We start from the raw sequence: 14,448 nt of genomic DNA on the forward strand, positions 1-14,448 counted from the left end.
CACCCTCCTCATGGTCCGTCCCCCTCCATGGTGCCTCCGTTCTGCTTCCGCACGGCGCACACGACGAAATGAGTGCCCGACTTCCACGGTCCCTGACTGGTCCAGGAGGCGGCCTGGTAGACCGACGGATCGAAGCCGTAGTCGGCCGGCGGGACGTCCCGCGCGCACGCCGCGTCCGATCGCGTACGGGCCTGGGCCAGCGTGACGTCCGCGCCCAACCGGGTGAACCCGACCACTTCCTGATCGTGCTTGCCGGCGCAGGAGACCAGGCTCGCCGCCCGGTTCGAGGGCACGTCCAGACAGTCCCGCTTCTGCATGGTCGACGTGTCCGCGAACGCCGAACCGAGGGCGCGGTGGCTGCCGAGCGGCCCGTAGACCGGCCCGTGCGCTCCCAGCACCAGACAGGCGGTGCGGTGTCCGGCCGCCTCGAAACCCGCGTTGGTCGGTACGACGGCATAGCCCCGCACGTCCGCGAGCTTCTCCCGGATCGCCTGCGTCCGCTGCGCACACCGGTCGGCGCCGACCTTCCGTGCCTCGCCTGCGGACGCGGTGAACACGAACGCCATCACCTGCCCGTCCGGCACTGTCGTCCGGCAGTCGGCGTCGACGGCGAGCCGCGGTGTCCCCCGGAACAGGTGCCCGCCCGGCCAGTCGGCGGTGACACAGTCGCCGTCCTTGAGCGGCGCGGAGAGCCCGACGGTCGTGCCGTACGGCGGGCTGTTCTTGGCCGTGCCCTTGCCGGGCGGCTGATGGGCCATCGCGTACCAGACACCGCCCAGGGCGAGAACGAGCCCGAGCAGCCCCGCCAGGACGGACTGGAGCAGTCGGGGGCGGGCCCGCCGACGCCTGCCGGGCCCTGGGACCCATCCGTACGGCGGCGAGCCCTGCGTCGGCACCGGCACCGCCACGGGCGCCGCCAGGCCCTCCCAGGGCGACTGCGACCCCAGGTCGGTCTGCGTCCGGGCGTACGCCTCCGCCTCGGCCTGCGGCGTCACGATCCGCGACAGTGCCGCCTCCGCCTCCGCCGCCGGAATCCGCCGTAGCGGATCCTTCTCCAGCATCGCGTGGAGCACCGGTGCCAGGGCGCCCGCGCGGGCCGGGGGCAGCGGGTCCTCCATGACCACGGCGGTGACCTCGGCGAGCGGTGACTCGCGGGTGAAGGGGCCGTGGCCCTCGACGGCGTGGTACAGCGTGCAGCCCAGCGAGAACAGGTCGGCGGCGGCCGTCGGCGGCCCGCCCGTGGCCCGCTCCGGCGCCAGATAGCCCGCCGTGCCGACGAGCACCGACGTCAGCGTGTACCGCGTCTCCCCGGCGTCCGGCTGCACCGAGATGCCGTAGTCGGTGAGCAGGACCCGGGCGTACGGCGAACCGGTGCGGTCCGGCGCGAGCAGGATGTTCGCCGGTTTCACGTCCCGGTGCATCACGCCCCGTTCGTGCCCGGCGGTCAGCGCGTCGAGTACGGCGAGTCCGATGCGGGCGCACTCCGCCGGGGCGAGCGGGCCGTGCCGGCCGACCAGGTCACGCAGGTCGACGGCGTCCGCCACGTACTCCATGACGATCCACGGCAGCCCGTCGTGCTCCAGCACGTCATGGACGGTCACCACGTGGGGGTGGCCGCGCAGCCCCGCCGCGTGCCGGGCCTCCGCCTGGGCGCGGGCGACCCGGGCCTCGCGCTCTGCGTCGGCGAAGGCCGGGTTGCTGAACACGATCTCCTTGAGCGCGACTTCACAGGCCAGCCGCTGATCATGTGCGAGCCACACATGTCCCATACCTCCACTGCCCAGCCGGTTCAGCAGGAGATAGCGGCCGGCGATGACCCGGCCCACGCCCGACGTGGGCGATCCCTGAGGCATCCGGTGTCCCCCTCCCGGTTCCGCGTCATGTCTCGGTCGTGGTGGGGGTGCCGGTCACGGGGTCTCTGGTGGCCGGTTCGGTGGTGACCGGCACGCTGCTCGTCACCGGGGCGCTGCTGGTGACGGGCGCGCTCGTCACGGGCGCAGCGCTGGTGGTGACCGGCGTGCTTGTCACGGGCGCACTGGACACCACCGAGGGCGAACTGGTCGTAGGAGAACTGCTCGGCGGTGAACTGCTCGACGGCGGCTCGCTCTTGGGCGAGGACGGAGGCGGCGACGAGGGCGGCGAGGCAGGCGGCGAGGAGGTCGTGGGCGGTGCTGTCGGGGACGTGGAGGGCGGTGCCGAGGATGTCGGCGGCCCCACTGTCGGTCCGGAGGTCGTCGGAGCCGGGGAAGTGGATGTCGCTCCACTCGCTCCACCACTCGTCCCGCCGGACACGGTCAGCGTCACGTACTGCCCGAACCGCAATTCGGTCCCCGCCGGCGGATCGGACGCGGTGACCCGGGCGTCGTCCGAGGGCGCCGCGCTCCCGCCGTACCCGACGGCCAGCCCACTGCTCACCAGTTGCCGCCGCGCCTCCCCGAACGTCGACCCCATGAGGTTCGGCACCGCGTGCTGCCGCCGGGTGTCGAAGGTGCTGTCGTGCCTGCCCGTCGTACCGACCGGCCGGGTGATGCCGACGTCGGGATCGCCGATGTCCACGAGGGCGAGCTGCTCCACATTCTGGGGCGCCGGACGCACGGCCACCACCGAGGACGGCTCATATCCGTGCCACTTCTTGTTGCCGTCCGCGAACTTGACGGAAATCCTGCCCGCGTCGCCCTTGAACGGACGCAGCGGATTTCCGCACGAGCACTTCGCGGCGGGTTCCCCCTGCTCGTCGACGAGAATCGCGATTCCCGCCTGGAGAAGGGAGTTGTAGGGCGTGGCCTTTCCCTTTCTGTAGTCGTGGTTCTGTACGAGAGTGTCGTGACGCAGGAGTACGGGTGTGAGGCGGTCGAGATAGCCCGGGATCTGGTCCGTGGTGATACCGAGCACGGACGACCACGCCACCGCCTTCTGGTGGTTCGCGGGATCGGTCAGGAACCTCTTGAGCTTCGCCACGTCACAGATCGTCGGCTGCCTGGTGCCCCCGTAGAGCCCGGGCGTGTCTCCCTGCTGCAAGGTGCCCCGCACCGGCAGCGAACGGACCTGGGTGTCATGCCCCAGCCCCTGTTTCTCGTCGAAGAAAGGCGCGAGCGACGGAACTCCGGCGGCGACCGCCTTTACGACGAACGTATGTGCGCCCCCGCCGCAGCCACTCACGACCAGGACGCAGACGAGCAGCACGGCGATCCTGCGGATCACCGCAATTCCGGTCCTTTGCACAACCGCGCGAAATGTCATTACCGCTCCCCCCGGTCGCGGTTCCCCCATCGCGCTTTATGCTACTGAACGAAATTTCCCGTCAGTGAGCCGCGTGCGTTCAATTGCCTCGTGTGTTCAATGAGGCCAAATAGGCGTTGTACGCCTCGAGTTCCTTGTCACCGTCGCGGTCGGCGGCCCGGTCCTGCCGCTTGGCCTGCCGCTGCTCCGAGCTGTACCACTGGAACAGCAGGGCGATCAGCACCAGCACGGACGGGATCTCGCTGAACGCCCAGGCGATACCGCCGGCCGCGTTCTGGTCGGAGAGCGCGTCGATGCCGAGCGAGGCGGGCGGGTGCTTGAACGTCTCGACCATCGGCTCCGACGCCATCATCAACGCGATGCCGAAGAACGCGTGGAACGGCATCCCGGCGAACAGCTCCAGCATCCGCATCAGATAACCGGGTCGGTTCGGCCCCGGGTCCACGCCCATGATCGGCCAGAAGAACACCAGGCCCACGGCGAGGAAGTGCACCATCATCGCGATGTGCCCGGTCTTCGAGCCCATCAGGAAGTCGAAGATCGGCGTGAAGTACAGCGCGTACAGGCTCGCGATGAACAGCGGGATCGTGAACGAGGGATGCGTGATGATCTTCATGTACCGGCTGTGCAGGAACATCAACAGCAGCTCACGCGGCCCCTTGCGGCCCCTGGCCGCCGGCGGCAGTGCCCGCAGCGCGAGCGTGACCGGGGCGCCGAGCAGCAGCAGGATCGGCGACAGCATGCTGATGATCATGTGCTGCACCATGTGCACGCTGAACATGACCATGCCGTAGTCGTTGAGCTTGGTGCACATCACCAGCCCGACGGTCAGCACACCGATGACGTACGAGATCGTCCGCCCCACGGGCCACGAGTCCCCGCGCCGCCGCAACCGCACGACCCCCCACCCGTACAGCCCCAGCCCCAGCAGGCAGGCGGTGAGGAAGAACGGGTCGGCCGACCATTCGAGTCCCCGCCCCAACGTGAACGGCGGCAGATCCATGGTCATGCCGTGCCCGCCGTGATCCATCGGACGGCTCCTGATTCGTGGGGGTTGTGCAAGTCTGTCCGCACACAGACTAGAACTGCCCCCGGTCACGATCATGACCGGGGGCAGTTTCGTTCAGGTACGAGCTACAGCACGCACTCGGCCTCTTCGTACCGATCGGCCGGAACGGTCTTCAACGTCTCGACCGCATCAGCCAGCGGCACCATCAAGATGTCGGTCCCCTGAAGCGCGGTCATCTTCCCGAACTCCCCACGGTGCGCGGCCTCCACCGCATGCCACCCGAACCGGGTCGCGAGGACACGGTCGTAGGCGGTCGGGGTACCACCTCGCTGCACATGCCCGAGGATCACTGGCCGCGCTTCCTTGCCGAGCCGTTCCTCCAGCTCGATGGAGAGCTGCCGGGCGATCCCCGCGAAGCGCTCATGGCCGTAGACGTCCTTCTTGCCCTCGTCGAACTCCATGGAGCCCGCGCGAGGCTTCGCGCCCTCCGCGGCCACCACGATCGCGAACCGCTTGCCGGCCTCGAAGCGTTCGCCGACGCGCGCGGCCAACTCCTCGATGTCGAAGGGGCGTTCAGGTACGACGATGGCGTGCGCGCCGGCCGCCATGCCGGAGTGCAGCGCGATCCAGCCGGTGTGCCGGCCCATGACCTCGACGACGAGGACGCGCTGGTGGGACTCGGCGGTGGTCTTGAGCCGGTCGAGCGCCTCGGTCGCGACACCGACGGCCGTGTCGAAGCCGAAGGTGACATCCGTTACGGCGATGTCGTTGTCGATGGTCTTGGGGACGCCGACGATCGGGAGCCCGGCGTCGTACATCAGCTTGGCGGCCTTGAGGGTGCCCTCGCCGCCTATCGGGATGATCGCGTCGAGGCCGAGCTCCTCGACATGGCCCCGGGCCCGCTCCACGCCGTCCCGCAGATGGGAGGGCTGGACCCGGGAGGAACCGAGGATGGTGCCGCCGCGAGCAAGGATGCCGCTCACCGCGTCGAGGTCGAGCTTGAGGTAGTCGCACTCCAGGAGGCCCTTCCAGCCGTCCCGGAAGCCGATGACCTCGTCGCCGTGGTCCACGACGGCGCGGTGCACGACGGACCGGATGACGGCGTTCAGGCCGGGGCAGTCGCCGCCGGACGTGAGCACACCAATGCGCATAGCCCGAAAGAACCTTCTCAACGTGGGCGGGACCGGACCACTTTGTCCGGCACGATCCCCGCCACCCTAACGGCAGGAGGGGGCGGGGTCGTAGCGTGCGTCCGCCTGCTGGACGACCCCGCTCACCTGCGCGGACGAGCCGTCAGACGGGCTGGTTGCCCGCACCCGAAGACCAGGTGTACGCGCCGCTTACGCGGGCTGCTGAGCTGCGGTGATGCGCTCGTTGCGGAGCGCCTCGTACCAGCGGTCGTCGATCGGCGGCAGCGCGTTGACGTCGAGGGCCAGCTTCAGCAGCAGGTCCGCGATCAGCGGGTTGCGGGCGAGCACGGGCCCGTGCATGTACGTGCCGAACACCGTGTCGTTGTACGCGCCCTCGGTGCCGTCGCCCGTGCCGTTGCCCTTGCCGAGCCGCACCTGCGCGAACGGGCGCGCGGAGGGGCCGAGATGGGTGACGCCCTGGTGGTTCTCGAAACCGGTCAGCGGGGGCAGGCCCAGGCGCGGGTCGATGTCGCCGAGGACGTCACCGACGCAGCGCTCGCCCTCGCCGCGCACCGACACCACGTCGAGCAGGCCGAGGCCGGGCTCGCGCTGGCCGAGGTCGTTGATGAACTCGTGGCCGAGGATCTGGTAGCCGGCGCACACCGAGAAGACGATCGCGCCGTTGCCGATCGCCCGGTGCAGCCCGCCGTCCCGGCGCAGCCGCTCGGCCGCGAGCCGCTGCGGGCGGTCCTCGCCGCCGCCGATCAGATAGATGTCGCCCGAGGTCGGGATCGGCTGGTCGCTGCGCACGTCCAGCCGGGCCACGTCGAGGCCGCGCTGCCGCGCCCGGCGTTCCACGACGAGGGCGTTGCCCTGGTCGCCGTAGGTGCTCAGCAGGTCCGGGTAGATCCACACCAGACGCAGCTGGTTGTCGCTCATGGTCAATTCGTCCTCTGAGTCTCAGTTGCCGACGCGGCGGCGCAGGTCCTGGAACGCGGTGTAGTTCGCGATGACCTCGATCCGGCCGGGCGGGGCCTGCTGCACGGCCTGGTCGAGGTTGTCGCAGACCTGGAAGTGCTGGTTGGCCACTTCCAGTCGGACCGCGAGGTCCAGCTTGCGGTCGCCGATGACGAAGATGGGGTGGCCGGTCAGTCGCGTGTAGTCGACGTCCCACAGCCACGAGGTGTCGGTGCCGTCGGCGCCGCGCGCGTTCACCGAGAGGATCACCGGGGTCGGCGGCGGATCGATCAGGCTGAACGTTTCGAGCCAGCCCGCCGGGTTCTTCGCCAGCAGCAGCCGCAGGTCGCGCTGCATGAACTGGACGACGTCATAGCGCCCCGCGACGGCCTGCACGCGGTACATGCGCTCCAGGGCGACCTGCGGGGGCACCCCGAAGACGGCGGCGACGGCGGCGGAGGACGCGGCGTTGGCCTTGTTGGCGCGCCCCGGGAGCTGGAGGTGGATCGGCCAGGCGGACCCGTGCGGATCGAGCACATGGTCCCCGGAGAGCGCCCAACTCGGCGTGGGCCGCCGGAACCCGCACTCGCCGCAGAACCAGTCGTCGCCGGGCCGCTGCATCACGCCACCGCAGGAAGGGCACGACCAGGCGTCGTCCTTCCACATCTGCCCGGCGGCGACCCAGATCACGTTGGGGGAGGAGGAGGCGGCCCACACGACCAGCGGATCGTCCGCGTTCGCGACGACGACGGCCTTCGAACCGGCAAGCCCCTCACGCCAGTTCTCCGCGAGCATGCGGGTCTCGGCCGCGCGGTCCAGCTGGTCGCGGGAGAGATTGAGCAGCGCGATGCACTTGGGGTCGGTGTCCCGGGCGACGCCGGCGAGGTACTTCTCGTCGACCTCGATGACTCCGAACTTGGCGTCGGAGCCGCCGGCCAGCGCCGAGGTGATACCGGCGGGCATGTTGGCACCGAGCGCGTTGGACACGACGGGCCCGGCGGCCCCGAGGGCCTCGGCGATCAGCCGTGTAGTGGTGGTCTTGCCGTTGGTGGCCGAGACCAGGGTCACATCCAGGCTCTGCGCGAGCCGGGCGAGGAGGTCGGGGTCGAGTTTGAGTGCCACTCGGCCGCCGATCACCGATCCGCTGCCCCGCCCCGCGGCACGCGATGCCGCCGCGACCGCCTTGCCCGCCGTCACGGCGAGCTTGGCCCGCGGCGTGAGCGGGTCCGAGTTGCCTGCCATCAGTTCTCGATCCTCCTTGCGTACGCGCCGCGCCTCTGCCTCCGGCAACGTGGTGTGGACCTCAGCCTATCGAGATCCTTATCAGTGCCCGAACCGCGGCACCGCGAACGCCTCGCGGCGGGCGTGCGCCGTAGAGAACCGTACCCTTGCGCCCATGCGATACGGCTCCATCCCGGGCGCCCACGGGCGAGTCCGTCCCCTCACCCTGCTCGGCGACCCCCTCCTGCATGCCCCGTGCGGGGAGGTCACGAACTTCGGCCCCGAACTCGCCCGCCTCGTAGAGGACTTGTTCGCGACGATGTACGCGGCCCAGGGCGTGGGCCTCGCCGCGAACCAAGTAGGCGAATCCTTGCGGGTGTTCGTCTACGACTGCCCCGACGACGAGGAGGTCCGCCACCTGGGTCATGTGGTCAACCCACGTCTCGTCGAGGCGGACGGGCTGGTGCTGCGTGGCCCTGAGGGCTGCCTCTCCCTGCCGGGCCTGGAGGCGGGGACGGAGCGCTACGACCACGCGGTGGTGGAGGGTTTCACGGTGACCGGGGAGCCGATCACCGTGGAGGGTACGGGTTGGTTCGCAAGGTGCTTGCAGCACGAGTGCGACCACCTGGAGGGGAAGGTCTACGCGGACCGCGTGACGGGCTGGCGCCACAGCCGTTTGATGCGACAAGCGGCCCGAGCTTCATGGTCGCGGCGGGCTTAGGCGTATTCAGGGGCGCGGGGAACTGCGCGACCAGCCCCCACCGGCCCGCACTTTGAATACGACCTCAGAACCCCGGCCCACCCACCTTGTCCCCGGCGGCAGCCAGTCGCCCCCACAACAGATCAGCCAAACTCCGCACCAACTCCGCCCGAGAGCAAGGCCGTTCCCCCAGCCACCAGTCCCCGGCCGCATGCATCATCCCGACAATCCCATGCCCCCACACCCGAGCCAGCTGCTGACTGTTGGGCCCGAGATCCACCCGCTCCTCGATGACCTGGGCCAACTCCTCGCCCATACGCCGAAGCAGCGGAACGGAGTGGTTCCCGGTGTCGAACCCCTGGTCCGCGGTCTGCCCGCCCTCGACGGGATGCATCAGGAACCGGTACACCTGAGGCAGCGCCTCGATCGCGGCGAGGTAGGTGTCAAGCGTGGCCTCGACCCGCTCCCGCCGCTCGGCGGGCGCGTCCAGCGCGGCCCGCAGAGAAGACAGCAGAGCGTCGGTGTGCCGCTTGGCGAGCGCCGCGTACAGTCCACCCTTGTCACCGAAGTGCCGGTACAGGATCGGCTTGGTGATGCCGGCCTCCGCGGCGATCGCGTTCATCGACGCCTGTGGGCCGTCACGCAGCACCACTCTGTCCGCGGCCTCCAACAGCTCGCGCCGTCGGCGGTCGGCGGACCGCTGTTGATCGGTCCGCTGTGTGGTGCCCATGGTCTCTCCCCACCCGTGCTGAATCGGTAACGCCTGCGCAAAGTAACACTCAACGTGCCACACACCTCGAACGGGCTGCCGAGACGTCATCGGGAGTTGACTTTTCCTACCCGTCGGTAACAGACTCTGTCGTTACCGCAAGTAACATGCTAGTGCGCCGCTGGAGGAGTCATGGCCGAGTTCACCATGGAACTCAACGACGAACAGAAGGAGGTGCGGGACTGGCTGCACGGCTTCGCCGCCGATGTCATCCGCCCCGCCGCCGCCGAATGGGACGAGCGTGAGGAGACTCCCTGGCCGGTCATCCAGGAAGCCGCGAAGGTCGGCATCTATTCCCTGGACTTCTACGCCCAGCAGTACTTCGACCCCACCGGCCTCGGCATCCCGATGGCCATGGAGGAGCTGTTCTGGGGCGACGCGGGCATAGCCCTCTCCATAGTCGGCACCGGCCTGGCAGCCGTCGGCGTCCTCGCCAACGGCACCGAGGAGCAGATCGGCACCTGGATTCCCCAGATGTACGGCGACGCCAACGACGTCAAGGTCGCCGCCTTCTGCTCCTCCGAGCCCGACGCCGGTTCCGACGTGGCCTCCATGCGCACGCGTGCCGTGTACGACGAGGCCAAGGACGAGTGGATCCTCAACGGCACCAAGACCTGGGCGACCAACGGCGGTATCGCCAACGTCCACGTCGTCGTCGCGGTCGTCGACGCGGAGCTCGGCTCCAAGGGGCACGCCTCCTTCATCGTCCCGGCCGGAACGCCGGGGCTGTCCCAGGGACAGAAGTTCAAGAAGCACGGCATCCGCGCCTCGCACACCGCCGAGGTGGTCCTGGAGAACGCGCGTGTCCCCGGTTCCTGCCTGCTCGGCGGCAAGGAGAAGCTGGACGAGCGCCTGGCCCGTGCCCGTGAGCGCGCCAAGGCCGGCGGCGAGCGGGTGAAGAACGCGGCGATGGCCACGTTCGAGGCGTCCCGCCCGGCCGTCGGTGCCATGGCTGTGGGCACGGCCCGCGCCGCCTACGAGGTCGCCCTCGACTACGCGAAGACCCGCGAGCAGTTCGGCCGCCCGATCATCGACAACCAGGGTGTCGCCTTCCAGATCGCCGACATGCGTACGTCCATCGACGCGGCCCGGCTGCTGGTGTGGCGCGCCTCCTGGATGGCGGTCAACGGCAAGCAGTTCACGGCGGCCGAGGGGTCGATGTCGAAGCTGTTCGCCAGCGAGACGGCGAAGAAGGTGACCGGGCAGGCGATCCAGATCCTCGGTGGAAACGGCTACACGCGTGAGTATCCGGTTGAGCGGATGCATCGGGATGCGGCTATCTACACGATCTTCGAGGGCACGAGCGAGATCCAGCGGCTGGTGATCGCGAGGACGCTGGCGGGAATGCCTATTCGTTGAGTCTTGGCTGCGGGGCGGTGGGGGCTGGTCGCGCAGTTCCCCGCGCCCCTTCAGGGCGCTCGTGCGTACCGGAGTTCCAATCCTCGGCCAGCAACCCGAGGATCACCTCGTCGACGAACTCGCCGTTGACCCACGCCGCGCGGCGGAGCGTGCCCTCCTGGACGAACCCGGCGCGGGAGGCCGCCCTGATCATCGCCGTGTTGTCGGCCAGGGTCTCCAGCTGGAGCCGGTGCAGGCCGCGGACCGTGAAGCCGTATGTGCACAGGACGTTCACGACGTCGACGGCGAGTCCGCGGCCACGGAAGCCCGGTCGCAGCGACATGCCGAGGTGGGCGCTTCTGTTGTGGGTGTCGATGCCCCACAGTCCTGCGGCGCCCGCCAACTCGTCGTGGTCGAGGGACACCACGGCGAAGGGGGCGGCATCGTCGTCGGGTTCGGTGGCCGCGAAGGGGGAGGTCGCGGGGTCCGGCGGGAGGGGACGCCAGGGGCGGGAGTCGGCTCTCGACCTAGTCTCCACGTCGTCGTACAACTCGGCGTGCAGGACCGGGAGGTCCGACTCGTGCCGGGCCCGGAGCCCGATCCTGTTTCCTCGCAGCATGGACTGTTCCTAGTCGACCCGCTCGGCGCCGATCAACCCGATTACGGTCCGCGCCGGAGGGTCAGCGGTGCTTGAGGGGCGTCAGCTGCTCGATGTCGTAACGCGCCCGCAGCTCCTCGATCGCCACGTGATCCGGTGGCCCACCGCTTCCGAGGATCTCCAACAGCTCCTCGAAATACCGCTCGTGGTCCGGTGGCGGAGACGCCTGGAAGAACATCTTCGCGGGCGTCTCCGTGGGGTTGGCGAACGCGTGCGGACAGCCGGGCGGTACGACGATCACCGTGCCCGGTGTCGCCCGTACCGCCCGGGTTCCCGAACTCGACTCCCAGCGCTGCCAGTTGTCCGGGGTCCGGATGCGCGGCTCGAAGGCGAGCACGTCCAGCTCGCCTTCGAGCACGTAGAACAACTCCTCGCTGCGCGTGTGCACATGGGCCCCGACGTCGAACCCCGGCGGCACCACCACCTCGAAGGTGGAGGCCGTCCGCGAGTGCGAGCCGGTCACCTTGAACGTCACGTGCTGCGCGGGTGTCTGCACGATCCGGCCGTGCCCCGGCGGCACGAGCAGCCCCTCCGTCGCCGTCATCGGCACCTCACCACGTCACGGGCAGTGCCTCGGGACCGCGGATCAACGCGCCCTTCTTGAACGGCACTTGATCGGCCGGAACCGCGAGCCGCAGCCCCGGCAACCGGTCGAGGAGCGCGTCCACCAGCAGCTCGGACTCCATGCGCGCCAGCATGTTGCCGGGACAGAAGTGCGGGCCGAAGCCGAAGGAGACGTGCGGGTTCGGGCTCCGCGAGAAGTCGATCTTCTCGGGGTCCGGGAAGACGTCCGGATCGCGGTTGGCGGCCAGGTACGACACGTACACCGGGTCGCCCGCCCGCATCCGGACCCCACGGATCTCCACGTCCTCCATGGCGATCCGGGACAGTCCTACCGCGTTGCGGTGCGGGATGTAGCGCAGCAGTTCGTCGATGGCCTGGGGCCTCAACTCGGGCTCGGCGCGCAGCCGTTCGACGAGATCGGGGCGGGTCAGCAGCAGATAGAACATCTGCCCGCTGTTGTTGGTGACCGCCTCGCCGCCGATCTGCAGCAGCACCGCGAGCCCGACCGCCTCCTCCAGGGTCATCTCCTCCCGGCCCACGGCTCCACCGAGCAGCGAGGCGACGTCCTCGCCGTCGCTGCACTCCCGCAGGCCGATGAGATCGCCGAAGTAGGCGCCCATCTCCTGCTTGGCCTGCTCGCTGACCTCGGCGCCGTGCGAGGAGGACAGGATGAGCTGGGTCCAGGTGTGCATGCCGTGCCGGTCGGCCGCCGGCACGCCCATCAGCTCGCAGATCACCGCGATCGGGAAGGGGCTCAGCACGGTCTCGGTGAGATCGGCGGGCGGTCCGTCCTGGATCAGCTCGTCGACCAACTCGTCGAGCAGCAGCCGGGACTGCTCCCGCACCCGCTCCACCCCGCGCGCCGTGAACGCCGGCGCCACCGAGCGCCGCAACCGGGTGTGGTCCGGCGGGTCCAGGAAGCCGACCGCGCCGCGGGCCGGGATGAAGTGCGGGGCGAGCCGGGTCACCGGCTGGTCCATCACCGCCTCGCGGCTGAACCTGGGGTCGTTGGTGACCATCCGCACGTCGTCGTGCCGGGTGACCAGCCACGCCCAGCCCTCGCCGTTGGGCAGTTTGATCCGGTTGACCGGACCCTCCCGCATCAGCTTGGCGAGGACTGGGTCGAAGTCCACCCCGGTCAGGTCGAGGGCCGGCCAAGGCCTGACCGGGGGCAGGGTCTCGGTGAGCGTCTCTTCAGTCATGCCGAACTCAAGCCGTCTCTCGGTTGTCGTTGTGCCAGCGGCCCAGGGCCATCTCGGCGGTGATGCCGGGTCCGAACCCGGCGAGCAGTCCGCGCGCCCGGTGTTCGGCGCCGCCCTCGTCGAAGAGCCGGCGCAGCGCGTCCAGGACGACGGCGCTGGCGATGTTGCCGTACTCGGTGAGGGTGGCCCGGCTGAACCGGAACGCGTGCGGGTCGACCTGGAGGAACTTGCTGAGGTCGTCGAGTATTCGGGGTCCGCCCGCGTGGACTATGTAGAAGTCCAGGTCGGCCGCGTCCCAGCCGTGCAGTCCCGCGAGGTCCTGGAGCGCCGGTGCGAGGGGCTCCATGGTGGCCGGCACCCGCTTGTCCAGCAGGAAGTGGAACCCGGTGGCCCGGACGTCGTACATGATCCACTCTTCGGTCTTGGGGATCAGGTACGACCCGTTGCGTTCGAGCTGGATGCCCGTGCCGCCCCGCCCGCGCACGACCGCGGCGGCGATGCCGTCGCCGAACAGCCCGTTGGAGAGCAGGGAGCCGATGCCGAGGTCGGTCGGCTGGTAGCACAGCGAGCAGAACTCGCAGGCCACGATGAGCGCGTTGGCGTCCGGGTACGCGGTGCAGAAGTCGTGCGCCCGGTTGATCGCCGCTCCGCCGGCCGCGCAGCCGAGCTGGGCGATCGGGATCTGGCGGGTGGTGGACTCGAAGGCCATCTCGTTGATCAGCCAGGCCGTGAGCGAGGGCATCATGAAGCCCGTGCACGAGACGTAGATGATCACGTCGATGTCCGTGGTGAGCAGCTCGGCCTCGTCGAGCGCCCGCTGCACGACCGCCGGGACCCGGGCCTTCGCCTCGGCCGTGTAGATCTTGTTGCGGTCCTCGAACCCCGGGTGCTTCAGGGTCTCCTCGATGGGCTGCACGATGTGCCGGGTCCGCACACCGGTGTTCTCGATCAGCCGGAGGGCCAGCGGCAGGTTGGGGTGGTCCGCGTGACGGGAGCGCGCCAGCTCCAGCGTCTCTTCCATCGTGATCACGTGCTCGGGAACCGACACCGAGGGCTTGCACAAAGTCGCCATGAACCGTCCCTGCTTTCGCCTTCCGGAAGGCCTTCGCCCGCCGGTCAGAAGGTGGTTCACCTCAGAGGGTGGTGCACCCACGATCACCCTTGAGAGCGACGATCTCTCGGTGGACTACTCCAATTCAGGGACCCTGCGTAAAGGTCGGATCAGTATCCGGACCCCGGCCACTCCGGAGGCGGCCGACTTCTTGGAGTTCCTGGCGGCGGGGGAGGCGATGGCAGGGGAGCGGCTCATCGCCTTCGCGGAGGCGTGCGGTGTGGGCGAGGCACGGCATGCGGGGCAGGCCAACGATGAACTGCGCGACAAGCCACGACGCGCCCGCACTCAGCGGACTACGACGACCCCCCGCTGCTGTGCGCGATACAAGCCACGTCGATCCGGTCAGCCAACTTCGCAAGCTCGATCGTCAGGGCAGCCACGGTGTCCTCATCAAGCCCGTCTTCCCCGGCCTCGACAAGGTGCAGCCACCGCCCGCCCACGGTGCGCAAAAGCTTGCTGACATCCGCGGCAGCCACCTGCAAGGTCCCGCGGTCGTCGACGATCAGAGGCAGAGTCACTTCGCGGTTCACACAGGGGATCGTAGCC

At 69.4% G+C, this 14,448-nt stretch carries 14 protein-coding genes; 2 read left to right on the plus strand and 12 right to left on the minus strand.

Annotated features, from left to right (window positions below):
- Window positions 1–8 precede the first annotated feature (8 nt).
- The 6 genes from ACFXC1_RS00985 to ACFXC1_RS01010 form a co-directional block, all read right to left on the minus strand.
- Window positions 9–1,853, minus strand: coding sequence for a serine/threonine-protein kinase (locus ACFXC1_RS00985; RefSeq protein WP_381237015.1), 1,845 nt, complete (start codon window positions 1,851–1,853; stop codon window positions 9–11).
- 25 nt (window positions 1,854–1,878) lie between these two features.
- Window positions 1,879–3,201: a DUF6777 domain-containing protein gene (locus ACFXC1_RS00990; RefSeq protein ID WP_381237018.1), complete on the minus strand. Its 1,323-nt coding sequence runs from the start codon at window positions 3,199–3,201 to the stop codon at window positions 1,879–1,881.
- A 118-nt stretch (window positions 3,202–3,319) separates the two neighbouring features.
- On the minus strand, window positions 3,320–4,270 hold the full coding sequence (locus ACFXC1_RS00995) for a cytochrome c oxidase assembly protein (RefSeq protein ID WP_381237020.1): 951 nt from the start codon (window positions 4,268–4,270) through the stop codon (window positions 3,320–3,322).
- Window positions 4,271–4,374: 104 nt separating this feature from the next.
- Window positions 4,375–5,400 carry a 6-phosphofructokinase gene (locus tag ACFXC1_RS01000; protein WP_043668541.1) on the minus strand — a complete coding sequence of 342 codons (1,026 nt, stop codon included), beginning with the start codon at window positions 5,398–5,400 and terminating at the stop codon, window positions 4,375–4,377.
- A gap of 189 nt (window positions 5,401–5,589) precedes the next feature.
- Window positions 5,590–6,318, minus strand: a complete 729-nt coding sequence (locus tag ACFXC1_RS01005) for a type 1 glutamine amidotransferase (RefSeq protein WP_381237023.1) — start codon at window positions 6,316–6,318, stop codon at window positions 5,590–5,592.
- A 21-nt stretch (window positions 6,319–6,339) separates the two neighbouring features.
- A complete protein-coding gene (locus ACFXC1_RS01010) occupies window positions 6,340–7,578 on the minus strand; it encodes a Mur ligase family protein (RefSeq protein ID WP_359610374.1) in 1,239 nt (412 codons plus the stop codon).
- A 154-nt stretch (window positions 7,579–7,732) separates the two neighbouring features.
- On the opposite strand from ACFXC1_RS01010, the gene def reads away from it, so the two are divergent.
- The gene (def, locus tag ACFXC1_RS01015; RefSeq protein ID WP_381237025.1) at window positions 7,733–8,278 is read left to right on the plus strand and encodes a peptide deformylase; all 546 of its coding nucleotides are present in this window, start codon (window positions 7,733–7,735) and stop codon (window positions 8,276–8,278) included.
- A 64-nt stretch (window positions 8,279–8,342) separates the two neighbouring features.
- On the opposite strand, the gene ACFXC1_RS01020 is transcribed toward def, so the two are convergent.
- Entirely contained in the window at window positions 8,343–8,987 is a 645-nt protein-coding gene (locus tag ACFXC1_RS01020) for a TetR/AcrR family transcriptional regulator (RefSeq protein ID WP_381237028.1), read from the minus strand.
- 171 nt (window positions 8,988–9,158) lie between these two features.
- Between ACFXC1_RS01020 and ACFXC1_RS01025 the strand changes: the two genes are divergently transcribed.
- A complete protein-coding gene (locus ACFXC1_RS01025) occupies window positions 9,159–10,385 on the plus strand; it encodes an acyl-CoA dehydrogenase family protein (protein WP_381237030.1) in 1,227 nt (408 codons plus the stop codon).
- Here the strand turns inward: ACFXC1_RS01025 and ACFXC1_RS01030 are convergent.
- From ACFXC1_RS01030 to ACFXC1_RS01050, 5 genes are all read right to left on the minus strand, one after another.
- Window positions 10,375–10,983, minus strand: coding sequence for a GNAT family N-acetyltransferase (locus tag ACFXC1_RS01030; protein ID WP_381237033.1), 609 nt, complete (start codon window positions 10,981–10,983; stop codon window positions 10,375–10,377). The genes ACFXC1_RS01025 and ACFXC1_RS01030 overlap by 11 nt on opposite strands.
- Window positions 10,984–11,044: 61 nt before the next feature.
- Entirely contained in the window at window positions 11,045–11,566 is a 522-nt protein-coding gene (locus ACFXC1_RS01035; RefSeq protein ID WP_381237036.1) for a cupin domain-containing protein, read from the minus strand.
- A gap of 7 nt (window positions 11,567–11,573) precedes the next feature.
- Window positions 11,574–12,788: a cytochrome P450 gene (locus tag ACFXC1_RS01040; protein ID WP_381237039.1), complete on the minus strand. Its 1,215-nt coding sequence runs from the start codon at window positions 12,786–12,788 to the stop codon at window positions 11,574–11,576.
- Between the two features lie 7 nt (window positions 12,789–12,795).
- Window positions 12,796–13,860 carry a type III polyketide synthase gene (locus ACFXC1_RS01045; RefSeq protein ID WP_381237042.1) on the minus strand — a complete coding sequence of 355 codons (1,065 nt, stop codon included), beginning with the start codon at window positions 13,858–13,860 and terminating at the stop codon, window positions 12,796–12,798.
- A 335-nt stretch (window positions 13,861–14,195) separates the two neighbouring features.
- Window positions 14,196–14,432 (minus strand): DUF6213 family protein, encoded by a 237-nt coding sequence (locus tag ACFXC1_RS01050; protein ID WP_043668562.1) that lies wholly within the window; start codon window positions 14,430–14,432, stop codon window positions 14,196–14,198.
- Window positions 14,433–14,448 lie beyond the last annotated feature (16 nt).

Origin of the sequence: Streptomyces hokutonensis (assembly GCF_042751305.1) — a bacterium.
Classification (GTDB): domain Bacteria; phylum Actinomycetota; class Actinomycetes; order Streptomycetales; family Streptomycetaceae; genus Streptomyces; species Streptomyces hokutonensis_A.

Coding starts and splice junctions, on each gene's coding strand:
- ACFXC1_RS00985 (WP_381237015.1), bottom strand. CDS start 1,853: ATGCCTCAGGGATCGCCCACGTCGGGCGTGGGCCGGGTCATCGCCGGC.
- ACFXC1_RS00995 (WP_381237020.1), bottom strand. CDS start 4,270: ATGGATCACGGCGGGCACGGCATGACCATGGATCTGCCGCCGTTCACG.
- ACFXC1_RS01000 (WP_043668541.1), bottom strand. CDS start 5,400: ATGCGCATTGGTGTGCTCACGTCCGGCGGCGACTGCCCCGGCCTGAAC.
- ACFXC1_RS01005 (WP_381237023.1), bottom strand. CDS start 6,318: ATGAGCGACAACCAGCTGCGTCTGGTGTGGATCTACCCGGACCTGCTG.
- ACFXC1_RS01010 (WP_359610374.1), bottom strand. CDS start 7,578: ATGGCAGGCAACTCGGACCCGCTCACGCCGCGGGCCAAGCTCGCCGTG.
- def (WP_381237025.1), top strand. CDS start 7,733: ATGCGATACGGCTCCATCCCGGGCGCCCACGGGCGAGTCCGTCCCCTC.
- ACFXC1_RS01020 (WP_381237028.1), bottom strand. CDS start 8,987: ATGGGCACCACACAGCGGACCGATCAACAGCGGTCCGCCGACCGCCGA.
- ACFXC1_RS01025 (WP_381237030.1), top strand. CDS start 9,159: ATGGCCGAGTTCACCATGGAACTCAACGACGAACAGAAGGAGGTGCGG.
- ACFXC1_RS01030 (WP_381237033.1), bottom strand. CDS start 10,983: ATGCTGCGAGGAAACAGGATCGGGCTCCGGGCCCGGCACGAGTCGGAC.
- ACFXC1_RS01035 (WP_381237036.1), bottom strand. CDS start 11,566: ATGACGGCGACGGAGGGGCTGCTCGTGCCGCCGGGGCACGGCCGGATC.
- ACFXC1_RS01040 (WP_381237039.1), bottom strand. CDS start 12,788: ATGACTGAAGAGACGCTCACCGAGACCCTGCCCCCGGTCAGGCCTTGG.
- ACFXC1_RS01045 (WP_381237042.1), bottom strand. CDS start 13,860: ATGGCGACTTTGTGCAAGCCCTCGGTGTCGGTTCCCGAGCACGTGATC.